The sequence below is a fragment of the Moraxella sp. K127 genome (assembly GCF_015223095.1).
GTDB lineage: Bacteria > Pseudomonadota > Gammaproteobacteria > Pseudomonadales > Moraxellaceae > Moraxella.
In genome coordinates this window covers 1-22,556 of sequence record NZ_JADFBZ010000032.1, presented here as the reverse complement: position 1 = coordinate 22,556, position 22,556 = coordinate 1, and the positions used below count along the sequence as shown (strand labels likewise).

Here is a 22,556-nt window from a genome sequence, read left to right as displayed (position 1 = left end):
AATAAAACCAACCCCAACAAAAACACCAAAAAGATAAGCGATTAAAAAACACAAAATAAAAGAGATGATAAAAAACACATGAAAAATTTTAATGATATTTGCTCTATTTATCCGATTGACGTCAAATAATTCATCAATAAATTTGGTTAATTCCATCAAAACCCCCATAGGCTGACAAAGTAACCCATTATAGCACGTCTATAAAACAATGATTTTATGGATGAATTATTTGCTCATCATTCATTTTTTACTCTCGGTATTTTCTAAATCTATCCCATCATCAAAAAATAAAATATCTCTGACATCTTGCCCATTTCATGATAAAATAAGGGCATTTATGACTTTAAGGATTTGCCATGACCGCACAAACCACGCTCGCCCAATACCTAGAATCCCACACCACGCCACAGCTTGCCAGCACCATGACCACGCTTGCCACCGCCAGCGTGGCGATTAGTCATCTGCTTGACAAAGGGGCGTTGGCAGGCATTCATGGCGAAGCAGGCGGTCAAAATGTGCAAGGCGAAGCCCAAAAAAAGCTGGACGTGATTTCCAACGACCTACTTCTAAACGCCCTAATCCATAATCCCAACTGTGCAGGGGTTGCCTCAGAAGAGCTTGATGAGATTAGCCCTGCCAATGATGACGGCACACTACTGGTTACCTTTGACCCATTGGACGGCTCATCTAACATTGACATCAATATGACGGTGGGGACGATTTTTTCTATTTTGCCTTATCACAATCAAGGTCAAAAGGCGTGTGAGAGCGACTTTTTACAAAAAGGCGAGAACCAGCTTGGAGCGGGCTATTTTATCTATGGCACGTCCACCATGCTGGCGGTTACCTTTGGGGCAGGCGTTGCCATGTTTAGCTTTGACCCGATGAGCCAGACTTATATTCTTATCAATGATGACGTGCGTATCAGTCATGATACTGCCGAATACGCCATCAATGCGTCCAACCGCCGTTATTGGCTACCGCCCATTGCGACTTATATTGAAGAGCTGACCCAAGGCGATACAGGCGTACGAGCCAAAGACTATAATATGCGGTGGGTGGCGGCGATGATTGCGGACGTACACCGTATTTTGATTCGTGGCGGGGTGTTTATGTATCCCTTTGACACCAAAATCGCAGGAAAAGCGGGCAAACTTCGTCTGATGTATGAAGCCAATCCCATGAGTTTTGTTATTGAGCAAGCAGGTGGGGCAAGCACAGACGGCGTACAGCGTATCATGGACATCACGCCCACGCACATTCATCAGCGTATCCCTGTGGTCTTGGGGGCAAAAAATGAAGTGGATTATGTCAAAGCCTTACATGAGAAAGCAGGGATTTTGGCAAATGGTGATAAAGTATAAATCCCATAACAAAAAAGGGGGTATCATGACCACATTAACCTTTAATGAACTTATTATGCTTGTCAATCGCACGCAGGATAATTCCCTGCCTGTACAAACCATCGCCACCCAAACCCAATCTGTCAAACCTAAAAAACGGATTGGGCTAATGCCGATTGACAAGCAGGTTTATGAATGGCTAGACAAACCCATTGATGATTTATTTGATGATGAGCTTGTGCCGTGAAATATTTATTAGACACGCATATTTTATTATGGGCGGTAGAAGACAATCCCAAATTAAGCCAAAAAGTACGGCAAATCATCAATGATGACGACAATGATTTGTTATTTAGCGTAGCAAGTATTTGGGAGATTGCCATTAAAGTGGGACGTGGCAAGCCCGATTTTACGTTTAATCCTACCATACTAAGGCGGATATTATTAGACGCAGGCTATTTAGAAATGCCCATTTTAGGTCATCATGTGCCTTTTGTGCAAGATTTGCCAAACATTCACAAAGACCCTTTTGACCGCCTATTGATAGCAACTGCCAAATTAGAAGGGTTTATTTTGGTTACTGCTGATACTCATGTTGCCAAGTATGATAATCAGATTATTTTGGTTTAAATATGTTTAATTTATCCAATCATCAATATCATATCGCCATTAGTCTTTATTTATTACAATTAGAGATGATGAGCCGTGATGAGATATTTGATTTTAATAACCAGTTAATGAGCTTGGGTTATTATGATGAACTTATGCTTATTGTGCTTGATGAAGAATTAACGATTGACAAACAAAGCAATACCAACTTGAATGTTTTTGAGTTAAAATCACTGATGTTAAAAATCTGTAAAAATCTTAATTTTTATTGTGAAGATTTGCCTTTTAAAAAATGTGAATTAAAATATATTCATACCTTAAATGAAATATTAAAATACACCTATTTTCCAATTGAAGAAGACAGTTTTAATTTATACGACTATTATGAAAATCATGATTTATATCATGAAGATATTATAATACCTGTTACTCATTTTATGTATTATTTAGAACCCTATTTTGATTGCACACCGCCCATTGATGAGACACAAAAGACCATTTATAATTTTTGTCAAGCATGCCAAAATTGGATAAGTAATCATCATGAAATTTTAACGCAAATTTTTAGTCCTTTTAAAGATAATATCAGTCCATGAACCTAATCACCTCCAAAGACAACCCCACCATCAAACACGCCCACGCCCTACTCGCCCACCACCGTACTCGCAAAAAAAGCGGACAAACAGTCATCGAAGGCGTGCATTTGTTGGACGCACTCTTAAAGCAAGGCTTAACGCCCCACAAGGTCATTTTATCAGAATCTACCCTGCAAAATGATGAAGTCGCCCCACTTTTGGCAACCATCACCAAAAAAGACATCGTCATTACCACGAACGCCCTGTATAAAGACATTCGCACGCTCGGGGACGGTGTGGATATCATGGCAATCATTGACACGCCCACGCCCACACTTGGGACGGTAACGGGCGACTGTCTTATCCTAGACGGCTTACAAGACGCCGGCAACATCGGCACGCTCCTACGCACCGCCTCGGCAGTCGGTATCACCACCATCATCAGCACACCTGCCACCGCCCATCTGTGGTCGCCTAAGTGCTTGCGAGCGGGCATGGGGGCAAATTTCGCCTTGTCTATCTATGAGCATATCCCCACCGATGAGATTTTGGCAAAAGTCAAAACTCCGCTTTACGCCACAAGCTCGCACACCGATAAGGTCATTTATCATCATGACTTGACCGCACCGATTGCATGGGTATTGGGGCATGAAGGGCAAGGCGTGTCTGATGACTTTTTGCAAAACGCCACCCCCATCGCCCTACCCCAACCCAATGGGCAAGAAAGCCTAAACGTGGGCGTGGCAGGAAGTGTGTGTTTTTATGAGATGTTAAGGCAGAGAAGTTTTGGGTAACATCGATAGCAACCGTTTGGCTTATAATCAAAAATACCGCAATACCGCCAACGCCACTTGCTCGTGCGTATCATCACGCCCACGCTCTGCCTTACCTGTTAGGCGTAGGGCGTATGTGGGGCTGATGTCGTACTGCACGCCGACATTGATAGCAGGCTGAACGTATGCCGAGCGAGTCTCGCCTTGATTGTGATGATACCATATCGGCAGGGCAAGCTCGCCCATGACTCGCACCTTATCACTGGCGTGATGAATACAGCCGACATTCACGCCTGCCCCCACACGATAACCTTTATTGATATGCCCCACTTGTCCGCCATAACCGCCAAACGCATAGCAGAGCGTATCGGCAAGCCTGCCTGTATCTGGCTCGCCCTGCCCGAGTGTCCATGATTTGCCCTTTTCTAGGCGAACATCAAAGACCGCATGGTCATCATTATTCCTATCCGAGCCGTCCATGACCTGCATAAGCCGTGCGTGCTGACCCCATGCCGTGCCGTTATGGGCTTTGGCAGTGTTGGTTGGGTTATAACTGCGTGTGCTAAACACCGTTGCTCTCTCTACTTTTAGCCTATCATCATATCGCACATCGAGCGAGAGCATTTCGACATCGAGATACTGGCGTACGCCCACAGGTCTATCTAGCACATCATGATATGCCGAGCGTAACGACAGCCCATAAGTTACGCCGTCATTGTCGTCCGTGCGGGTGCCGTGATAACTGTCATCATAGCCGACCGATACGCCAATGCGGTGCGTGGGACTGGCATGGGCGGGATTACTGGGGCTTGTGATTGTCCCCTTTGTGCCGTTTTGCACCGCTTGGGCGGTACTGCTCTTTGACGGCAGGTATTTGGTATCAAGCACCAGCCCCTTATCGGTCAGCACCCGTGCCACTTCGTTGGGAATGACGACTTTGCCAACCGCTTCACGCAACTCACTGCCACGCACGACATCTATCAGGCGTAATATCTCACTGGCACAGTTGTCATGGGTGAAAAAATACGGACGTTTTAAATCTTTGGTCTCCCACACATGTCGCATGATTTGGGCGACTTCGGCAGTGGTGAGATTGAGACGATATTCCCAAATATCTCGCTCATCATCAAGCAAGTACACATCTCGCTTTTCATCATAATCATAAAACTCCATGACCCCTGCATAACCGCCCACCAGCGAGCGGGCACTGGCTTCGGCTTCGCTGTCCGCCTTGTCTCGGGCAACGGTGTAGTTAATGGCAAAGGCGTCATCATCACGTCCACTTGCCAAACTTTGCTCGGTGTCCGCCTTTATCATCACATGAGCGAACGCCGAGCCGAGCGAATTAGGGTGCTCATCGGCAAAGGTCAGCGACAACGCCCGAGCGTCATACCGTTTCACCCACGCATGAAATTCATCGCAACCACTGTCATCTAACGCCAAGCCCAACTGCTCCGCCACATAGTGCGTGCGAGCAGGAAAGGCACACAGCACCTTATCATCACGCTCATCTATCGCCTTGATGATAGCGCCTAACTCAGCTCTGGTGTCGCCCCCTGCCAGTAGAAAATGCGGGTCTTTGGCAGTGGGTTTGCCTTTTTTGTCAAGCAATAATAGTTTTCGCCATGTGGGGGAATTTGCCACATCTGCCAAAGATTGGGATTGGCTGGCGGTTGGGGTGGTGTCGGATTGGGAATTATCTGTTAAAAATGAATGCTGAATTTCATCAAAAACCGCATCATTGTCTCGATACGCCACATTAGTACCGTCCGTTAGGGCATTGCCAGATGAGACGGCATAAGCCGGCACGCTCACCAAGGCGGTTAGGCTAAGGGCTAGTAGTGTGGGGGCGGATTGGTAAAAATTTTTCATAGCAAGTGTTAAATCAAGTGTTAAATTTAAATAAAAATTGATAGAATAGACTTTTGACAAGTATAAATCATCATGACAAAATTCACCACTTTTTTTATCAAAGACGGTATATTACACGGAGCGGACTTTGTGCCGTCCCCCAACTTTAATGCCCGCCCCGACTGCCCCATTACGGGCATTGTCATTCATAATATCAGCCTACCCCCAAGCGAATTTGGCAAAACGGATACCACTGGCACGCATTTTGTCAAAGCCTTTTTTCAAAATAACCTAAATGCCAATGACCATGACTATTTTAAAACCATTGCCGATTTAGAAGTCTCGGCTCATTTATTTATTGAGCGAGACGGACAAGTTAGCCAATTTGTCAATTTTAATGACAGGGCATGGCACGCAGGGCAATCCACTTATCTTGGGCGGTCAAATTGCAATGACTTTACCATTGGCATAGAATTAGAAGGCGATGATTTTTCGCCCTTTACCGAGATACAATACACCGCCCTTGCTCATATTATCCACGCCATTTATACCGCTTATCCTGCCACCGAGCGACACCTTATGGGGCATAGCGATATTGCCCCTATTAGAAAAACCGACCCTGGGGAATTTTTTGATTGGCAAAAATTAAGACAATTGGTTGATGATTTGTGCAAACAATAATGGATTTAATTTTTTAAAAATTTTTAGGAAATTTATTAAAAATTTAATTCAAAAATACCCCAAATTTATTACCAATTTTTAAAAGGAATTACTATGAATACCAAAGATTATTTAATCTTATTTAGCGTGGTTTTGATTTGGGGTGTCAATTTTTTGGCAATGAAAATCGGCTTAAATGATGTACCGCCTTTGATATTGGGCATGGTGCGTTTTTTATTGATTTTATTGCCTGCTGTTTTCTTTTTTAAAAAACCCAATGCCCCGTGGATTTATTTAATTTTATATGGCTTGACCATTAGCTTTGGGCAATTTAGTCTCATGTTTTTGGCATTGTCATGGCACTTTCCCACAGGATTATCGGCACTTATTTTGCAGGCACAAGTCTTTTTAACCGTGCTGTTTTCGTGCATACTGCTAAAAGAATCGGTCAAGCCCAATCATCTTGTCGGCATGATAACGGCAGGGGTTGGGCTCACACTCATCGGCGTGGGGCAATATCAGGGCGGATTTTCGCTCATCGGTATGCTCCCTGTGCTGGGTGCGTCATTGAGCTGGGCGATTGGCAATGTCATCGTCAAAAAAATCGGGCAAGTCAATCCCTTATCGCTCGTCATCTGGGGCAATCTGTCGGCACTCATCGCCTTTACGCTAGGCTCGCTCGTGGCGTATGGCGTGGGCGGTGTAATGAGCCATTTGGCAAATTTTAGCGTGGCGGGGGTGCTTGTCGTCATGTTTTTGGCGTATGTGGCGAGCTTTGTCGGCTATACAGGCTGGGGGTATTTGCTGGCTCGGCATTCGGCAAGTAAGGTTACGCCCTTTATCATGCTCGTGCCTGTCATTGCGTTGGTGGTGGGTTATGTGGTGTTAAAAGAGCGTCTCATATTGTGGCATTATGTGGGGATTTTGACGGTATTGTTTGGGCTTGGGATGCATTTGTTGGGCGGGCGGTGGTTTGATAAGAAATTTTAAAAATGGTTTATTTATTTGAATAACATTACAATCACTTAACTTCAAAATACACCCATTGGCAGTAAGGTGCGTATTACGCACCAATAAGATTTTCCATTTAAAAAGTGCATGGTACGCACCTTACCATTAAAAGTCCGCCCAGCATTTGTGCAAGAGCGGCGTTTATAGAAATATAGCCAAAAAAATTCATCTTTTTGAGCCTTCTTTTATGATATTGCTTAGTTTATTTTTAAAATAAATATAACGAATATGCTTTGCTATTAAGGTGGTTATGAGAAATACGACACCCATGATTAAAGAATTATTAGCATATTTTGACATTGGAAAAACATCAAAATACTGTATCATTTTTATATCAATAAATGCCACAAAAATGATTGCCAATAAAAACTTAATATAATAAATCACCATATTTTTAATAGTAAACTCATGATACTTTTTCCAAAACCATACTTTTTGTCTACATTCAATGGGCTGATTAAGCTCATATTGCGATGGAATAAAAATACCAAAACAGAAACCAACCCATAAACCCTCAATAGCCTGGACAATCATCACTTTTAAAGAGCTGTAACTTAGCAAAAAGCCTGCAATATCAATTTCTATCATTAAAAACACTCACAATTATTAATGGCATTGTCATCCATGTTGGGTGTCAGATTTGTTGTAGTATTGCCTGCAACAGAGCGACCAACATTGGTTAAAGAGGTGTTTGCAATAATATCCTCACCATAAACAACTTTCGCACGTTGAATAAAGCTTGGAAAATACGTACCTGTTGCCATCTTAGTACTTTTAGATGTGCTTAACAAGCCTTTTTTATAATTTCTGGCATTGTTAAATCAAAATACATACCTCAAATGCCCATTCCACTTAGCAAACAGTAAATTGAGTGTATTTTCTATCATCGCCTAAGATTTGTTTGGTATCTCTGTCAATGGCAATCCAGCTCCAACAGTCGTTTTTTTTAAACTTAACGTAGCTATGAATTTCATCAAGCTCTACAATGTCTATCACTTGATTGGCATCTGCCTTGATTTCATGTTGTTCACCTCATTGCTTAACCCATTGATAGACTGTACCATAACTAATGTTTAGCACTCTACCGATGGAGCGAAAACCTAAGCCTTCAAGATACATGTCTATTGCCATTTTTTTTAATGTCTTGGCTCTTATGTGAGTTGTGTTTGTGTACAGAAAAATAATAACGACAGTCTTTACACTTACAGCGTTGCTTACCATTGTTAAAGCCTGCTTTAACAAAAGAGGGTGATTGACACTTAGGGCAATGGGTGAATATTTGGCTCACTGGATGTTTGCTTTGTTTATGATAGACTGTGTGGGTATTTTAGCTTATGTATTGTTGTTTAACAATGTCAAAAGTTTTATTTATACGATTATCTTAATCAGCCTAAATAAATACAGCAATCCAAAAAAATAAAGCCAGATAGCCCACACCCCACAAATTCACAAAAAATTCATCAATTCATCGCCCAAATCCTTTATAATACGCACAAATTTTTGTTGGCAATTTATCATGGCAAAATCTCGTCTGCTTCGCTCTACCCTTGTCGTTAGCTCCATGACCATGCTCTCACGCATTTTGGGTTTGGTGCGTGATGTCGTCCTTATGGGCGTGTTTGGGGCAGGCGGTCTTATGGACGCATTTTTGGTCGCCTTTAAAATCCCCAATTTTTTACGCCGTCTTTTTGCCGAAGGGGCGTTCTCGCAAGCCTTTGTGCCTGTCTTGACCGAATATAAAGAACAAAAAACCTTTAACGAAATTCAGCTACTCATCAGTCGTGTCTCGGGCGTGCTTGGGGTGATTTTGCTCGCACTCACGGTGGTGGTGCTTGCCCTTGCCCCCTTTGTGATACAGCTTTTTGCCCCTGGATTTGTGGACGACCCTGCCAAATTTAACACAGCAACCGAGCTTTTGTACCTGACCTTTCCTTATCTGTTTTTTATTTCCATGACGGCATTTTTTGGCAGTATCCTGCAAAGCTATGGCAAATTTGCCCCGCCTGCCTTCGCCCCCGTCTTACTCAACATCTCCATGATAGTCGGGGCGTGGCTCATCGCCCCCCTGCTTGACAAATCTATCATGGCATTAGGCTATGCCGTGGCGGTGGCAGGTGTGTTACAGCTTGTGATACAACTGCCTGATTTATATCGTAAAAAATTGCTGGTCGCCCCAAGCATTGACTTTAAACATGAAGGGGTCAGACGCATTTTGACGCTCATGCTCCCTGCCATTTTTGGGGTGTCGGTAACGCAAATCAACCTGCTACTCAACACCATTTTTGCGTCCAAAATGGCAAACGGCTCGGTCTCGTGGCTCTACTCTGCCGAGCGGTTGAGCGAATTGCCACTGGGTCTGATTGGCGTGGCAATCGGTACGGTCATCTTGCCTAGTCTGTCGGCAAGCCGTGCCAAAGCGGACATGGCAGAATTTGGCAAAACCCTAGACTGGGCAATGCGTCTCATTATCCTTATCGGTCTGCCTGCGTCTGTGGCGATGTTTGTGCTGTCGGACGTGCTGATGAATGCCCTGTTTGTGCGTGGCGAATTTAGCACCACAGACGGCGACATGGCTTCTCTTGCTCTACGCTGTCTGTCGGGTGGGATTTTGGGCTTTATGCTTATCAAGGTGTTCGCCCCTGCGTTTTTTGCAGGGCAAGACACCAAAACCCCTGTCAAAATCGGTATCGTCTCGGTGTTTGCCAATATGCTATTTAGCGTGGTGTTTATTGGGATTTTTTATCTTGCCAAACTGCCCTTGCATGGCGGTCTTGCCCTAGCCACGACAGGGGCGAGCTTTGTCAATGCAGGGCTTTTGTATTATTTTTTGCAAAAGCGGGACATTTGGCACTTTGGCAAACATTGGTACAAAATGGGTATGCAGTTTGTCATCGCCACACTCGCCATGACGGTAAGTCTGTATGCGGTGCTACCCTACTACCCCCAAGACGGCTCGGCATGGGCAAAACTTGCCGTGCTAATCGCTATCTGCGTGCTAGGTGCGGTGGTGTATGGCGTGGTGCTACTTGCCAGTGGGTTTAGACCAAGACAGTTACGGCATGGGTGAGATTAAAAAATGGGGGGTTGCACCCTGCGGAACTGGCTTAGTAATTACAACTTTTGGCATTATTAATTAACTATGCCTTTGGGCGAATTTGTAGGGGTAAATCATATTTGCCCTGTGATAAATTTTTGATTTTTATGATAATGTGATTCGCTCTTTACACGTCCAAATTTTAAAATATATCTTTTAAGGCAGGAAAACCATGAAAAAAATATCAAGAAATCATTTAGAAAAATTATATGATTTAGAGACTATTTTATCATATTTAAACCCAGATGTTATTAGCGATGATGTTTATGATAAATTGGTTCATTTGTCATTTGACGATTATGATAGAATTATAGATGTAGCTTATGCAAATCATTTTGAAAGCCTTGATGATATCAATAAAAATGCTTTTAAAAAAATTATCAATCAATCCCTTAATGAATTAAGTGATAAAGATATAGATTATATTTTTCAAAGCACCACATACTTTCCTATGGAAAACTCAGAAAATCACCAATTTGTTAAAAATTTATTATTAACAATAAAAGATAGGTTTGACTGGATATAACAATTCTTAATAAAACATATAGCAGGCAGGATTGTAGGGTGCGTACCACGCACCTTTTAAAATCAAAATATTTGGTGCGTGGTATGCACCTTACAAAACCACACATCTCCCAACAAAAAGAGCGATTGCTCGCCCTTTTTAACTTTTCTTAACTCTCATCATTTAATTGTGGCACTAAGGTCAGCTCCAACAGATGAATATACCGCCCTTCTACGTCCACAACCGTGATTTGCCAGTCATTGATAGACACGCTCTGCCCCTCTAAGTTGCTCACCGCCCCCAACGCCTGCATGACCAGACCGCCCATGGTATCCACGTCCGTATCATCAAAGCTCGTCCCCAGCACCTCGTTACAGTCGCCGATGAGCGTGGACGCTTGGACGAGCCACACGCCGTCTTTTTCGGGGTGGGTGATGATGTTGTTAATGGTGCTGTCCTCATCGATGTCATCATGCTCATCAACGATGTCGCCGACAATCTCCTCTAACAAATCCTCCAATGTCGCCACGCCCGACACCGAACCGAACTCATCAACCACGACCGCCATATGCACCTGAGCCCGTTGCAGTGAGCGTAGCAGGGTATCCGAGCGTGCTGTCTCCGAGATGTATAGGGGCTTTCGCACTAGGTCTTTGAGCAAAAATGGGGGGTTTTGCCCTGCCGATTTTTGGGCGAGATAGGGAATTAGGTCTTTGACCAGCAAAATACCCATGACCGCATTTTCGTCCGCCTCATCGATGACCGGATAGCGAGAATGATTGGACTCAAAAATGGTGGCAAGCACCGTCTCAATGTCATCACTACTGGTAATGGCTCTCACATCAGGACGTGGGGTCATAATCTCCTTGACCGCCATGGCAGGCAAATCAAGCACGCCCTCCAACATATCTACCATGTCCGAATCCAAGAACCGCCGAGAGTCTTGGACAAGGTTAAGCAGGTCATCACGAGTTTCGGGGGCGGTAGATAGCCAACGTTTTAAGCCACGTCGCCAACTGTGGTCATCAGACATGAGCGGTGTATCCTTTTTAAAAATTTATGCCTAATATAGTGGATTTATAAGGGTTATTCAAGGGGTTTTGTGTGCTTTTTTGGCAAAGTCCAAAGCAAAGCCCAAAAAAGTCGGGCAACGCATGGATTCTTGATACCAATTGCACCATGCCAAGATTTTTGCTATGCTATCAAAAACCAAAAAAAAGGACACCCCATGACCCCAAAAAGCTACCCACTTCGCCCAAAACAAGCCAAAGCATTGTTTTGGGACTTTCCCCAGACTGTTAGTAAGCCAGTCGCCTTTTTTATCATACCCATTATTCTTATATTTTTCCCCCAAATAACCAAATATAATTATTTTTTGGTAACGGGTGTTTTGTTTATTATTAGTTTGATGATTGATTTTATTGTTGCTTATTTTTTTAAAGGTAGAGTTAATGACATACGCCTAATCATTGACGAAACAGGCATTTATACAAACAGTAAGTATTTAAGTAAAATTTTACACTTTAAACCAATCCATTGGCATGACATACAGGCAGTTTCTTATTGTCATGATAAAAGCAAAATCGTAACTGATGCTATTTTTTCAAATAAACCAGCAGAATTAGAAAAATACCCCAATTTTTTGCTAATTCATGGTCATTCAAACGGCGTGGTTGGTGCATTAACCAAAAGATTTGCCATTCATGAGCATATATGGCAAATAGATGATTTTGATGAAGTGATTGCGATATTTAAACAAAAAGGTTTTGATATACAAAATTTTAATGATGACAGTTATGCCAAGGTATTTTTGCCCGAACGGCATGATTTGGGCAAACGCTCGGGGCATTTGGCGTATTCGTCTTTTGGGTTATTTATTGCATTGGGGGTGTTGTTTTATTTTGATAAATTTATCACGCTAGACTTTGGCAATATGGACAACATTTATATGGGAGTGGCGATTGCGGTTTTTGTGCTTGGCAGTTATTATACATACAGCGAAAATAAACGATTGGACGGCACTGTATCGCTCATTATATTTGTGCCAATGGCGACTTTGTTTTTATTTAATGCCATGCTATTTATCTCGCCTATGGTTGGCAAAAAACATGATGTGGATTTTGATTTTAAAGGGGATAAATGGCAAACCGACTACAAACAAAAACCGCTTTATATTGAATGCCAAAAACACCAAACCAATATCAAATCAGACGGCAAACTTACCATTACCGATACGCTTGGTATGGTAAGGGTGTCTTTTGATGAATTGGATAAAGTATGTATTGGGGGTAGGTTTAGTAAGGGGTGATTTTTATTTATAATGAATTAACCCCAATTTGCAACAATGTTAAATCTTGAAAAATGCTTTTGTAGGGGCGTGCTTTCCACGCCCTAAATACAATTATTATAAATTGGCATTTTTATCATTCCCTAAATCTTCACCCACTTTATCACACGCTCTTCTATCTCTTCATCATCAAGATGTATCTCGGACACACAGCGACCACGCACGCCGACTTTATCCAGTTGTTTGTCGTGCCTGTCTTGCCCTGCAATAAGGCGGTGCCAATGCGGTAAGCCCTGCCCCAAGTAGAGCCGTTTGTACGCACAATGACGGGGTAGCCACATCATCTCCGCTATCATATCAACCGTTAGGCGAATGCAGTCAGGGACAAAGCGTTTGCGGTTGGGGTAGTCCGAGCAATGCCCTGTGGCGGTGTCAAGCAGTTTGCACGCCACGTCTGTGTATTCGGTCTGTCGCACGTCATCATCGTCTAGGTATTTGACCAAACAGCACACGCCACAGCCGTCGCACAAGGCTTCCCATTCGTCATCGGTCAAGGCGGATAGGGGATAATTTTGCCAAAAGTTAGGGCGTAAATCGGACACGGCATTTTCCAAAAATATTTATTGTAACAAATTTGGCGGTTTTTGGTGGCAAATTTGCCAAAAATTTTTGTTATAATCATCGGTGGATTTTAAAAATTAGTTTTTAACTTTACAAAAAATCATTAACATGGGATAACTTTATGATTTACGACATCATTGGCGACATTCACGGACACGCCGACAAATTAACAGGACTGCTTGACAAATTGGGCTATACTCATAACGGCACAAGTTATATCGCCCCACAGGGTCATCAAGCGATTTTTATGGGCGATTTTATTGATAGGGGTAATCAGCAATTAGCGACTTTGCAAATCGTTTTTGATATGATTGATAATAATGAAGCCCTTGCCGTCATGGGCAATCACGAATACAACGCCATATGCTACGCTACCCAAAATGACAATGGCAAATATTTACGTCCGCATACCAACAATAATAACTTTCAGCACAAAGCCTTTATTGATGAAGTGGGATTTGATAGCGACTTGCACAGATATTGGATACAGCGATTTTATGAATTGCCCTTATGGTTTGAATTGGACGACTGTATTTGTATTCACGCCTGCTATGATAAATATAGCATGGGAATATTAACGCCCTTACTTGATAATAATAAACTAACCCCCAATGCCGTACAGCTCACAGGCAAAAGAAACACCAAGCCTTATTATGCCATAGAGCATTTATTAAAAGGCATAGAAAGTCCCTTGCCGACTGGCTTAACCATGACCGACAAAACAGGCATTGTCCGCACACAGGCTCGTGTCAAATGGTGGATAGATGATTGGCAAAATAAATCCATTGACAAAACGCTATTTGCCAATGATTTGCCCGAGATTTATCTTAATGATTTGTCCGATGAATTATTGGCATTTAGTGTTACGACCAACAAACCAATATTTATCGGGCATTATTGGTTACATGATAAACCCACGATTTTATCCGATAAAGTCGTTTGCATTGATTATTCGGCAGGCAAAGGCGGGCATTTAACCGCTTATCAATTTGACACCGAAAATCCGATATTAGATGATGATAATTTTGTGCAATTTGTGGGGTAAATAAGTTGGGGATTTTATTTAAAATTATCTCAATTAGTTTAATTAAATTTGGCATTGTTAATTAACCATACCTTTGGATGGATTTACCCCATAATGACATATTGGTCTTTTGGGCGAATTGCAATTCACCCCTACACGTTCGTATCACAAAAAGTATTTTAATTGAACAATGCTAAATTTTTAAAAGATTAAACCAACCATTAAATTTCCCCACACCCTTAGCATTCGCCCCAATATTTGCTATAATAGCTTTTTTCAACCATTTTTAGCCATTTTAAGGATTATCATGTCAAACGCCCACGCCCCAAACCCCGCCCCCATTTCATCGCCAGACGGCACACCAAAAGTCGGTATCATCATGGGTTCACAGTCCGATTGGGCGACCATGTGTGAGACGGCACAGATTTTGGCGGATTTTGGCGTGCCTTTTGAATGCCAAGTCGTCTCGGCTCATCGCACGCCTGACAAGCTCTTTGATTATGCCAAAACCGCCAAGACTCGTGGCTTGTCCGTCATCATCGCAGGGGCAGGCGGTTCGGCTCATCTGGCAGGTATGTGTGCATCCCAAACTGCCCTGCCCGTGCTTGGCGTACCTGTCAAATCAAGCACGCTGTCAGGCTGGGATAGCCTACTATCAATCGTGCAAATGCCAAAAGGCGTGGCGGTTGGTACGCTTGCCATTGGGACGGCAGGGGCGTTTAATGCAGGGCTATTGGCGGTGCAAATGCTTGCCACGACTGATGACAACCTTGCCACAAAGCTGGACGAATTTCGCCAAAAACAAACCGAGACGGTACTGGCAAGTCCAATCCCCGGGATTATCAATGCGTGATATTGTTTGATTAGTCTTTGATTATTTTGATTTTCCGTTCGCCCTGAGCTTGTCGAAGGGTGTCGGAAAACCGTTGTGGACAGACAAAGCTCACTTTGAACGGTTTTCTTTGTCGTACAATTTTACCCAATCATCAAATTTTTATTTTTAAAATTTAACAAAACGGTTTTTGACATGACAACACCCACCCAAACCCTTGGCATTCTAGGCGGAGGACAGCTTGGCATGATGCTTGCCCAGTCCGCTCTCAAACTTGGCTACACCTGCGTATTTTTAGAGGACGCTCCCCACGCCCCTGCCAGCCTGTATGGGCAAGTATATAGCTCACAGCAGTTGGATGAATTTGTTGCCAAATCCGACATTTTTAGCCTAGAATTTGAAAATACGCCTGTCGCCACAGCGTCCTATTTAGCTGACCAAAAACAAGGCATTTATCCACCACCTACCGCCCTAGCCGTTGCCCAAGACCGCCTTGCTGAAAAGGCGTTGTTCAATGAGCTTGACATTCCCACCGTGCCATATCGTGCGGTGTCATCGCTTGATGACTTGCAGGGTGCGTGCGATGAGCTGGGCTTACCGCTCGTGCTAAAAACATCTCGTGGGGGCTATGACGGCAAAGGGCAATTTGTCATCAAAACGACAAGCGACATCGCCACCGCTTGGGGCGAGCTTGGCGGTGCGGTAACAGGCGGTGCGATGCCTGCCCCACTTATCGCCGAGGGCTTTATTCATTTTAGCCGTGAGGTGTCGCTCATTGGCGTGCGTGGACGGACAGGCGAGGTTGGGTTTTATCCACTCGTTGAAAACGTGCATACTAACGGCATTCTTGCCAAAACCACCGCCCCTGCCCCCAATGCCGATACCCTAAACCAAACCGCCCAAGCGAGCATGAAAAAACTGCTTGAAAAACTGGATTATGTTGGCGTTTTGACCCTAGAACTGTTTGTGAGCGAGAACGGACTGATTGCCAACGAAATCGCCCCACGGGTGCATAACTCTGGGCATTGGACGATTGAGGGGGCGAACACCAGCCAATTTGAAAACCACGTCCGAGCCGTGCTAGGCTTACCACTTGGCGATACGGGTATTGTCAAGCCGTCTGTCATGCTAAATGTCATCGGCAAATATCCTAATGTCAATGAACTTTTGACCCATGCAGGGGTGCATTTTCATCATTATCATAAGGCAGAGCGAGACGGTCGCAAGATTGGGCATATCACCGTAATGCCAACCGACAGCGAGAAACTTGCCGAAACGGTACAAAAGGTGGCAAGGCTATTGCAATAAACTTGAATTAAAATAATAAGGTGTGTGTATTGCACGCCTTATTGCCTTAATAAGGTTGAGAAAATGGGTATGGAGACAAATATTAAACACATCATTAATTTATTAAATAATGAAAATTCAAGTGCTGTTTATGGAACATCTATATTTATTTTTTGCATTGGCATTGGTTTGTTGATGTTTTTGTATGGTATAGAAATTATCATTTTCATTGTTTTTGCTCCACTAATCTTATGTTTAAAAAATTTGTTTAGTAATAATGGTTTTATCGGGGTTATTTGTCTTGGTTTGTACCTTTATCCATTGTTGCTCTTGGTTGGGCTTTCTGAAAGTTCTTATCTTAAAGAAAATGATGGTAGAAAATACTCTTTTGCTATTTCGGTTATATTTACCATTGTTTTAATGCTTGTGTTTCTAGAATATTTTAAAGAATTTATTGGTGTTTATTATGCAAAAACCCCAAAAGAGCTGTATTATCATTTTTATTATTTTATTCTATACTCACTCGTTATACCGCCAATTTATGAAATTTACAATGAATACTTTGGTCAAATTAAATATTATTACTTTATTTTGTTGTTTTTTGTTTTTTATTTTTTAATATTCTAACATTGCAAAAAGCCATCATTATGAACATCTACATAGACGCAGACGCATTACCGACCATTGCCAAAGAACTTATCATCAAAACCGCCAATCGCACAGGCGTTATGGCGACTTTTGTGGCAAACAGTTTTATCAAATTACCGCCGTCCCCACACCTAAATATGGTTGTGGTCGCCCAAGGTTTTGACGTGGCGGACACCCACATCACAGACCACGCCCAAGCAGGGGATTTGGTCATCACAAGCGACATTCCCCTTGCCAATGACGTACTACAAAAAGGGGCAAAGGTTTTGACCGCACGGGGCGAGGAATTTACCATAGACAACATCAAGCCCAAACTAAACGCTCGGGATTTTATGGAGTCGCTTCGTGGCACGGGCGTGCTTGACCCCAAAAGCATGGGCGGACAAAAGCCATACAGCGACAAGGACAAAATTGCCTTTGCCAATGGGCTAAATCGGCTCGTGCGTGCATGACCCTAACCGTTTTTCAAAAATTATTTCCTTAAACTTACGCAACGCAAACACCACAAAATTCCCATGCGTTTTTGTCAAAATTTTGGCATAATATCCCCCATTTACAAGCACCTTATTTACGCATTTTACGCCAAAACTATGATTGAACAATGGAATAAAGAACTCGTCTTACAACGCCTGCTCGCCTTGACTTTGCTTGTTATTTTGATTGTACTGTGCTTTAAAGTGGTGCAATTTTTTATCGTGCCAGCGTTGTGGGCAGGGATTTTGGCGTACGTTACCTTTCCTATTTATACTTTTTTTCATACCAAAGTCCGCCTAAGCCCCAGTTTTAGTGCGTTTTTGATGACTTTTTGTATCTCGCTCATGATTGGCATTCCGCTGATTGTGGGCGTGTTTTATTTGCAACATGAAGTGGTGAGTTTTGTTGGTACGGCAATTCGCCGTCTGCAAGCAGGCTATTTGGATTTACCCAGTCAAATCAAGGACTTACCTGTCATCGGGCAGACGATTAAGGACACGCTTTGGGAGATTAACAAAAACCCCGAAGCGACCATGGAGACGGTGCGGACGTGGGTGCAGTCGCATTTGTATTATGGCAAAATGGCGTTTGATGCGGTGCTAAAAAACCTTGCCAAACTCGGCATGGCTCTCATGACTTTGTTTTTCTTTTATCGAGACGGCAAAAGTCTGGTTCGCCAAATCCGCCAAGCCATGCAAAACATCATCGGCGACCGCATTGATGACTACATCGACTCGGTGGGTGCGACCACGCAGGCGGTGGTGTATGGCATTGGATTGACCGCTTTGGCTCAGGCGATTTTGGCAGGAGTGGGCTATGCTTTTGCCAATGCCCCAAACCCCATTTTGCTCACACTTCTTACCTTTGTCGTGGCACTCATTCCCTTTGGTACGCCCTTTGCGTGGGGCGGTGTGGCGGTGTGGCTACTGTCGCAGGGGCATACCGCAGAAGGCATTGGGCTTGCCCTGTGGGGGACGCTTGTCATTAGTTGGGTGGACAATCTCATTCGTCCGATTGTGATTAGTGGGGCGACCAAAATTCCCTTTATCATCATCTTTATCGGCGTGCTTGGGGGCTTGACGGCATTTGGATTTGTGGGGCTGTTTATTGGACCTGTGGTGCTGGCGATTGGCTTGGCGGTGTGGCGTGAATGGATAAGTCAGCACAAAAATGAGATTTTCGCCCCCAAAGACAGCATTGTCCCTGTGGCGGACGGTAAAGCCTTGCTTGCCGACACTCCAACACCCAAGCCTGTCTTGGATACGGAGAAATTGGAAAGTTAGATAAATTCTAACATTTGAATTTGTGGATGTCATAAACCCAATGCCCAAAGCTTTGAGATTTTAGGGGCGGATTTTCATTTATTTCTGCAAAATCATCCAAAAACACAACACCAAACCTAGTCTGATACAAAACTTGCAAACTTTCTTTTTTAAAACAAGTCATTCTCCACTTTGCTACAGATGCCTTCATTGTAAATGTCAAAGATAGGCACGCCCCAAGCAAAATCACATTCCCATCCACATTTGAAAATAAAAGTTATGGATTTATAATATAAAGTAATGCATTTTATAAATATATTAAATAAAAGTCATCATTTTAAATTATTCATTAGATAAACACTTGTTTAGAACATGCGTAAATGATAAAATCCAGTATTACATTGTTTAAAAATCATGAGTAATTTTTATGAAACATGCAAAGCCCATCTCGCTCGCCCTTGCTCTGTCCATCGCTCTGTTTGGCTGTGACAGTAGCCACGAACAGCCAGCCCAGTGACAGACAGCACCACAGCCACATCAACACCCACTGCGGATGCCCCACCAGCTCGTCAGTCAGACGTGGTCTATACCATGGCGGTTGATTCTACCATTCCACCACTTGCCTTTAAGGATGAAGCAGGCAGAGCCATCGGCTACGACATTGATATCATCAAAGCCATTGGTGAAAAACAAGGATTTGATGTTGAAGTGATTTCTGTGGGCTGGGACGGCATTTTTGAACCACTAAACCAAGAGACTTATGACATCGTTGGTTCGGGAGCTGGTTGGTCAGAAGAACGTGCCGCTGCTTATGATTTGTCAGGCATCATCGTTGATGCTCGTGTCTCAGTGTTTCACTTAAAAGACAATACTGGGGTCAATTCTCTTGCCAGTTTAAAGGGCAAAAAGATTGGCGTTCCCACAGGCTCCTATCACAAAGAGCGAGCCATTGAACTGGCAGGTAGTAACGAAAATATCATCGACTACCCCACATCTTTTATGGCGGTCAGAGCTTTGATTAATGGTGAAGTGGATGCCATCATCGAAGACGACAATGTCGCCCTGTATTATGCCAATAACATCAAGCAAGATAACCCCAACTTTGACAAAGAATTGGTGAGTATGAATATCGATGAACTCACCAAACTAGATGGCAAGTCAAGCGGTAATGTCTTTGTCATGAAAAAAGGCAATAAAGAACTCAGCGATAAGGTCAATGCAGGCTTACAGCAAATCAAAGAAGATGGTACGCTATCGCAAATTCACGAAAAATGGTTTGGTGTCAAGCCATCAGAAGAGCTTCTAAAACAACAGTAACATGCTCTGTATCACTTGTCAGTCCCCAGCCCTTGGTTGGGGATTTTTATACCCAAAAATACAGCTCAAATCACACACCTGCCATTAATATGGACACAACCTGTCCATATCATGACTTATTCTGTCCGTAACACTAGGTCAAGCCCCACCTTTGGGTCAATGCCAAGTGCTTGACAATACTGGATAAATTCCACCACATCAAGACGGCGGTCGCCATTTTCTACCCGTTGGACGAACGAATGCGGGCGGTCAAGTCGCTCGGCAAGCGTCCGCATGGGTAAGTTTTGGGCTGTGCGTGCGTCATATAGCCACGTTCGCAAGGCTATCATTTGGGTGGTGTGAATACTTCTGGTCATGGCAATCTATTTACACCATATTGACCGATTTACTCAAAATGAGTACAATATACTTATTTACTCATGGAATTTTTGTCATAAAATGGTAAGATAGTGCATACTTTTATCACATTTAAAAACACATGAGCAACAAACACGAACGACTGGCAGACAGATTTGCCGACATTTTTATCCGCCTAAACAGCAACGAACGCCTAAACACCAAAGCACTGGCGGACGAATATGGCGTGTGCGATAAAACCATTCGCCGTGATTTGGCTCGCATGGAGTGCTATCTGCCGTTGGTGCGTGAACGTGGGGTCGTGTCTTTGGATAACTCACGCCGTTTTAACCTAACCCACAAAGAGTTTGGTGAGCTGATTAAACTCATTGGTATTCATCATTTATTACCGAATATGGATATTGGCTTTTTAAGGGAGCTAATTAAACAAAAATCCGACGGATTATTTCAAATCAAAGGTTATGACTATGAAAACATCGCCAGCTTACAACCAGTCATGAATTTGTTAAGAACGGCGGTGTTAAATCATCAAACCGTCATTTTTGAATATAAAGACACCCTTCGCACCGTCATGCCTTATAAGCTCATCAATCATCGTGGCTGTTGGTATGTGGTAGGCTTGCAAGATAATAAACCTGATGACATAAAAACATTTCGGCTCAGCAAAATCAACAATATCCACCTGACCGAACAAAGATTTGTTGTCAATGATGACATCAAACAAAAGATTGATGACAATGGCGGTATTTGGTTTGGCAAAAAATTGGTGTCGGTTTTGATAACGGCTGATGAATATGCCAGTGGGTTTTTTATGCAAAAGCAAATATTGCCCAATCAAAAAATCATCAAGGTTTTGGATAATGGCGGACTGCTTATCCAAAGCGATGTCTATCACCAATCACAACTATTTCCCATGATACGTTCTTGGATTCCCCATTTAACCATTACCGAGCCAAAAGACTGGCAAGGGGATTTGGAGAGGGGGCTCAGAGAGTATCTTGGTACAAACAATTCACCCAAACTTGCACAAACGGAGCAAAACTCATGACCAAACGCAAAACAGCCCCAACACAACAGCACTCTGCCATTGCACAACAAATCACGACCGTATTGGCAAATCGTAAAGCCAATCTACCCACAATCTCTCGTGAAATAGAGCGTTGGGAAAATACATTGAGTGAATTAAAAACTCTAAACCAAAAATTACAAGAATATAATCAAGACAATGCTGACAATCCATTGTCTTTTTCTGCGTTAAATGACATACAAGCCAAAATTCCCAACATCCTAAAAGAGCTAGGTAGTTTGCAAGAACGCTTTAACAGAGATACGATTAATATCGGTGTTAGCGGTCAAGCCCGTGTCGGTAAAAGCACTCTATTACAAACCATCTCAGGGTTAAATGAAAACCAAATCCCCACAGGCGACAATCTGCCAGTAACTGCCGTAAAAAGCCAAGTCTACCACAGTAATGACAATATCGCTCATGTGGAATTTCACACCTTTGATTCTTTTAAAGAAAATGTGCTATTGCCCTATCATGAAAAATTAGGTCTAATTACCCCTGAAACATTGACCGCCTTTAAAGGCTACAAATACCCCAACGACCTAAGCGGGCTTGCCAATCAAGAACCGTCCAACATCACGATTTTGCAAAAGCTAAAACAAATGCAAACGGCATTGTTTTCTTATGAAAACCTACTCGGTCAAAATCCACAAAACATCAATCTAGAAGCCTTGCGTGAATATGTTGCCTACCCAACCAGCGAGCAAGAAAAAGACGAATCCACTTGCCCACGCAAATATTTGGCAGTCAAAGATGTTAAAATCTTTTGTCCGTTTCCAACCACGCCTGTCAGCCAACTTGGACTGATTGACCTACCTGGTTTGGGTGAGTTGTCTGCCAGTTTAGAAGAACATCATTTGCAAGGCGTAAAAAATGGTGTGGATTTTGTCATTTTGGTCAAAAAACCTGGTGGGACAGACGGATTTTGGACAGCCAAAGACGGTGCGGCGGTCAATATGC

At 43.1% G+C, this 22,556-nt stretch carries 27 protein-coding genes; 19 read left to right on the top strand and 8 right to left on the bottom strand.

All coding sequences use genetic code 11. The features are described from left to right. Nucleotides 1–356: 356 nt before the first annotated feature. Genes IM753_RS08150 through IM753_RS08130 form a run of 5 tightly spaced genes read left to right on the top strand, consistent with a single transcriptional unit; the run spans nt 357 to nt 3,321 of the window. The gene (locus IM753_RS08150; protein ID WP_065255821.1) at nt 357–1,364 is read left to right on the top strand and encodes a class 1 fructose-bisphosphatase; all 1,008 of its coding nucleotides are present in this window, start codon (nt 357–359) and stop codon (nt 1,362–1,364) included. Between the two features lie 25 nt (nt 1,365–1,389). Then, on the top strand, nt 1,390–1,590 hold the full coding sequence (locus tag IM753_RS08145) for a hypothetical protein (RefSeq protein WP_156065085.1): 201 nt from the start codon (nt 1,390–1,392) through the stop codon (nt 1,588–1,590). After that, on the top strand, nt 1,587–1,973 hold the full coding sequence (locus tag IM753_RS08140) for a type II toxin-antitoxin system VapC family toxin (RefSeq protein WP_065255823.1): 387 nt from the start codon (nt 1,587–1,589) through the stop codon (nt 1,971–1,973). The genes IM753_RS08145 and IM753_RS08140 overlap by 4 nt, the downstream gene beginning before the upstream one ends. Before the next feature lie 2 nt (nt 1,974–1,975). Further along, the gene (locus tag IM753_RS08135; RefSeq protein ID WP_065255824.1) at nt 1,976–2,548 is read left to right on the top strand and encodes a hypothetical protein; all 573 of its coding nucleotides are present in this window, start codon (nt 1,976–1,978) and stop codon (nt 2,546–2,548) included. Next, the gene (locus IM753_RS08130; protein WP_065255825.1) at nt 2,545–3,321 is read left to right on the top strand and encodes an RNA methyltransferase; all 777 of its coding nucleotides are present in this window, start codon (nt 2,545–2,547) and stop codon (nt 3,319–3,321) included. The genes IM753_RS08135 and IM753_RS08130 overlap by 4 nt, the downstream gene beginning before the upstream one ends. A 27-nt stretch (nt 3,322–3,348) precedes the next feature. On the opposite strand, the gene IM753_RS08125 is transcribed toward IM753_RS08130, so the two are convergent. Next, entirely contained in the window at nt 3,349–5,172 is a 1,824-nt protein-coding gene (locus IM753_RS08125; protein WP_194109068.1) for a DUF4105 domain-containing protein, read from the bottom strand. Nucleotides 5,173–5,244: 72 nt separating this feature from the next. Here IM753_RS08125 and ampD point away from each other — a divergent pair, with 72 nt between their 5' ends. Both ampD and IM753_RS08115 read left to right on the top strand, forming a co-directional pair. Next, nucleotides 5,245–5,832: a 1,6-anhydro-N-acetylmuramyl-L-alanine amidase AmpD gene (ampD, locus tag IM753_RS08120; protein WP_065255827.1), complete on the top strand. Its 588-nt coding sequence runs from the start codon at nt 5,245–5,247 to the stop codon at nt 5,830–5,832. A 93-nt stretch (nt 5,833–5,925) separates the two neighbouring features. Next, nucleotides 5,926–6,801 carry an EamA family transporter gene (locus IM753_RS08115; RefSeq protein ID WP_194109067.1) on the top strand — a complete coding sequence of 292 codons (876 nt, stop codon included), beginning with the start codon at nt 5,926–5,928 and terminating at the stop codon, nt 6,799–6,801. A 186-nt stretch (nt 6,802–6,987) separates the two neighbouring features. On the opposite strand, the gene IM753_RS08110 is transcribed toward IM753_RS08115, so the two are convergent. The 4 genes from IM753_RS08110 to IM753_RS13465 all read right to left on the bottom strand — a co-directional run bounded on the left by IM753_RS08110 (nt 6,988) and on the right by IM753_RS13465 (nt 7,953). Beyond that, on the bottom strand, nt 6,988–7,410 hold the full coding sequence (locus IM753_RS08110; protein ID WP_065255829.1) for a hypothetical protein: 423 nt from the start codon (nt 7,408–7,410) through the stop codon (nt 6,988–6,990). Then, complete coding sequence (locus IM753_RS08105) at nt 7,410–7,586, bottom strand: hypothetical protein (protein ID WP_156065087.1); 177 nt, start codon at nt 7,584–7,586, stop codon at nt 7,410–7,412. The genes IM753_RS08110 and IM753_RS08105 overlap by 1 nt, the downstream gene beginning before the upstream one ends. Nucleotides 7,587–7,674: 88 nt before the next feature. Then, the gene (locus tag IM753_RS13470; protein WP_156065089.1) at nt 7,675–7,818 is read right to left on the bottom strand and encodes a hypothetical protein; all 144 of its coding nucleotides are present in this window, start codon (nt 7,816–7,818) and stop codon (nt 7,675–7,677) included. Nucleotides 7,819–7,854: 36 nt separating this feature from the next. Further along, a complete protein-coding gene (locus IM753_RS13465) occupies nt 7,855–7,953 on the bottom strand; it encodes a helix-turn-helix domain-containing protein (protein WP_172823631.1) in 99 nt (32 codons plus the stop codon). A gap of 385 nt (nt 7,954–8,338) precedes the next feature. On the opposite strand from IM753_RS13465, the gene murJ reads away from it, so the two are divergent. After that, nucleotides 8,339–9,889, top strand: a complete 1,551-nt coding sequence (gene murJ, locus IM753_RS08090) for a murein biosynthesis integral membrane protein MurJ (protein ID WP_194109066.1) — start codon at nt 8,339–8,341, stop codon at nt 9,887–9,889. A 199-nt stretch (nt 9,890–10,088) separates the two neighbouring features. Further along, complete coding sequence (locus IM753_RS08085) at nt 10,089–10,442, top strand: hypothetical protein (protein WP_194109065.1); 354 nt, start codon at nt 10,089–10,091, stop codon at nt 10,440–10,442. A 148-nt stretch (nt 10,443–10,590) separates the two neighbouring features. Here IM753_RS08085 and IM753_RS08080 read toward each other — a convergent pair whose 3' ends face one another. Beyond that, complete coding sequence (locus tag IM753_RS08080) at nt 10,591–11,454, bottom strand: transporter associated domain-containing protein (protein ID WP_194109064.1); 864 nt, start codon at nt 11,452–11,454, stop codon at nt 10,591–10,593. Between the two features lie 195 nt (nt 11,455–11,649). Here IM753_RS08080 and IM753_RS08075 point away from each other — a divergent pair, with 195 nt between their 5' ends. Then, nucleotides 11,650–12,729, top strand: a complete 1,080-nt coding sequence (locus IM753_RS08075) for a hypothetical protein (RefSeq protein WP_156065091.1) — start codon at nt 11,650–11,652, stop codon at nt 12,727–12,729. A 122-nt stretch (nt 12,730–12,851) separates the two neighbouring features. On the opposite strand, the gene IM753_RS08070 is transcribed toward IM753_RS08075, so the two are convergent. Then, complete coding sequence (locus tag IM753_RS08070) at nt 12,852–13,310, bottom strand: YcgN family cysteine cluster protein (RefSeq protein ID WP_065255834.1); 459 nt, start codon at nt 13,308–13,310, stop codon at nt 12,852–12,854. A 140-nt stretch (nt 13,311–13,450) separates the two neighbouring features. On the opposite strand from IM753_RS08070, the gene IM753_RS08065 reads away from it, so the two are divergent. The 7 genes from IM753_RS08065 to IM753_RS08035 all read left to right on the top strand — a co-directional run bounded on the left by IM753_RS08065 (nt 13,451) and on the right by IM753_RS08035 (nt 20,173). Then, entirely contained in the window at nt 13,451–14,374 is a 924-nt protein-coding gene (locus tag IM753_RS08065; RefSeq protein WP_194109063.1) for a metallophosphoesterase, read from the top strand. A gap of 286 nt (nt 14,375–14,660) precedes the next feature. Further along, nucleotides 14,661–15,206, top strand: a complete 546-nt coding sequence (gene purE, locus IM753_RS08060; protein WP_065255836.1) for a 5-(carboxyamino)imidazole ribonucleotide mutase — start codon at nt 14,661–14,663, stop codon at nt 15,204–15,206. 174 nt (nt 15,207–15,380) lie between these two features. Then, nucleotides 15,381–16,493, top strand: a complete 1,113-nt coding sequence (locus IM753_RS08055) for a 5-(carboxyamino)imidazole ribonucleotide synthase (protein ID WP_065256961.1) — start codon at nt 15,381–15,383, stop codon at nt 16,491–16,493. A gap of 63 nt (nt 16,494–16,556) precedes the next feature. Further along, on the top strand, nt 16,557–17,099 hold the full coding sequence (locus IM753_RS08050; RefSeq protein WP_065256962.1) for a hypothetical protein: 543 nt from the start codon (nt 16,557–16,559) through the stop codon (nt 17,097–17,099). Between the two features lie 20 nt (nt 17,100–17,119). Then, nucleotides 17,120–17,572, top strand: coding sequence for a YaiI/YqxD family protein (locus IM753_RS08045; RefSeq protein ID WP_065256963.1), 453 nt, complete (start codon nt 17,120–17,122; stop codon nt 17,570–17,572). Between the two features lie 138 nt (nt 17,573–17,710). Beyond that, nucleotides 17,711–18,877 carry an AI-2E family transporter gene (locus IM753_RS08040; protein ID WP_194109062.1) on the top strand — a complete coding sequence of 389 codons (1,167 nt, stop codon included), beginning with the start codon at nt 17,711–17,713 and terminating at the stop codon, nt 18,875–18,877. A gap of 492 nt (nt 18,878–19,369) precedes the next feature. Further along, nucleotides 19,370–20,173: a transporter substrate-binding domain-containing protein gene (locus IM753_RS08035; protein WP_194109061.1), complete on the top strand. Its 804-nt coding sequence runs from the start codon at nt 19,370–19,372 to the stop codon at nt 20,171–20,173. A gap of 116 nt (nt 20,174–20,289) precedes the next feature. Here the strand turns inward: IM753_RS08035 and IM753_RS08030 are convergent, their stop codons facing one another. Beyond that, nucleotides 20,290–20,529 carry a helix-turn-helix domain-containing protein gene (locus IM753_RS08030; RefSeq protein ID WP_065256966.1) on the bottom strand — a complete coding sequence of 80 codons (240 nt, stop codon included), beginning with the start codon at nt 20,527–20,529 and terminating at the stop codon, nt 20,290–20,292. Between the two features lie 122 nt (nt 20,530–20,651). Between IM753_RS08030 and IM753_RS08025 the strand changes: the two genes are divergently transcribed. Together IM753_RS08025 and IM753_RS08020 are read left to right on the top strand one after the other, a co-directional pair. Beyond that, on the top strand, nt 20,652–21,578 hold the full coding sequence (locus IM753_RS08025) for a YafY family protein (RefSeq protein WP_065256967.1): 927 nt from the start codon (nt 20,652–20,654) through the stop codon (nt 21,576–21,578). Next, nucleotides 21,575–22,556, top strand: a 982-nt coding sequence (locus tag IM753_RS08020; protein WP_255518654.1) for a hypothetical protein, incomplete at its 3' end; no start/stop codon positions are given. The genes IM753_RS08025 and IM753_RS08020, both read left to right, overlap by 4 nt.

Coding starts and splice junctions, on each gene's coding strand:
- IM753_RS08130 (WP_065255825.1), top strand. CDS start 2,545: ATGAACCTAATCACCTCCAAAGACAACCCCACCATCAAACACGCCCAC.
- IM753_RS08055 (WP_065256961.1), top strand. CDS start 15,381: ATGACAACACCCACCCAAACCCTTGGCATTCTAGGCGGAGGACAGCTT.
- IM753_RS08150 (WP_065255821.1), top strand. CDS start 357: ATGACCGCACAAACCACGCTCGCCCAATACCTAGAATCCCACACCACG.
- IM753_RS08065 (WP_194109063.1), top strand. CDS start 13,451: ATGATTTACGACATCATTGGCGACATTCACGGACACGCCGACAAATTA.
- IM753_RS08110 (WP_065255829.1), bottom strand. CDS start 7,410: ATGATAGAAATTGATATTGCAGGCTTTTTGCTAAGTTACAGCTCTTTA.
- IM753_RS08030 (WP_065256966.1), bottom strand. CDS start 20,529: ATGACCAGAAGTATTCACACCACCCAAATGATAGCCTTGCGAACGTGG.
- IM753_RS08080 (WP_194109064.1), bottom strand. CDS start 11,454: ATGTCTGATGACCACAGTTGGCGACGTGGCTTAAAACGTTGGCTATCT.
- IM753_RS08040 (WP_194109062.1), top strand. CDS start 17,711: ATGATTGAACAATGGAATAAAGAACTCGTCTTACAACGCCTGCTCGCC.
- IM753_RS08105 (WP_156065087.1), bottom strand. CDS start 7,586: ATGGCAACAGGTACGTATTTTCCAAGCTTTATTCAACGTGCGAAAGTT.
- IM753_RS08135 (WP_065255824.1), top strand. CDS start 1,976: ATGTTTAATTTATCCAATCATCAATATCATATCGCCATTAGTCTTTAT.
- IM753_RS08045 (WP_065256963.1), top strand. CDS start 17,120: ATGAACATCTACATAGACGCAGACGCATTACCGACCATTGCCAAAGAA.
- IM753_RS13465 (WP_172823631.1), bottom strand. CDS start 7,953: ATGGCAATAGACATGTATCTTGAAGGCTTAGGTTTTCGCTCCATCGGT.
- IM753_RS08075 (WP_156065091.1), top strand. CDS start 11,650: ATGACCCCAAAAAGCTACCCACTTCGCCCAAAACAAGCCAAAGCATTG.
- IM753_RS08115 (WP_194109067.1), top strand. CDS start 5,926: ATGAATACCAAAGATTATTTAATCTTATTTAGCGTGGTTTTGATTTGG.
- IM753_RS08025 (WP_065256967.1), top strand. CDS start 20,652: ATGAGCAACAAACACGAACGACTGGCAGACAGATTTGCCGACATTTTT.
- ampD (WP_065255827.1), top strand. CDS start 5,245: ATGACAAAATTCACCACTTTTTTTATCAAAGACGGTATATTACACGGA.
- IM753_RS08050 (WP_065256962.1), top strand. CDS start 16,557: ATGGGTATGGAGACAAATATTAAACACATCATTAATTTATTAAATAAT.
- IM753_RS08085 (WP_194109065.1), top strand. CDS start 10,089: ATGAAAAAAATATCAAGAAATCATTTAGAAAAATTATATGATTTAGAG.
- IM753_RS08125 (WP_194109068.1), bottom strand. CDS start 5,172: ATGAAAAATTTTTACCAATCCGCCCCCACACTACTAGCCCTTAGCCTA.
- murJ (WP_194109066.1), top strand. CDS start 8,339: ATGGCAAAATCTCGTCTGCTTCGCTCTACCCTTGTCGTTAGCTCCATG.
- purE (WP_065255836.1), top strand. CDS start 14,661: ATGTCAAACGCCCACGCCCCAAACCCCGCCCCCATTTCATCGCCAGAC.
- IM753_RS08145 (WP_156065085.1), top strand. CDS start 1,390: ATGACCACATTAACCTTTAATGAACTTATTATGCTTGTCAATCGCACG.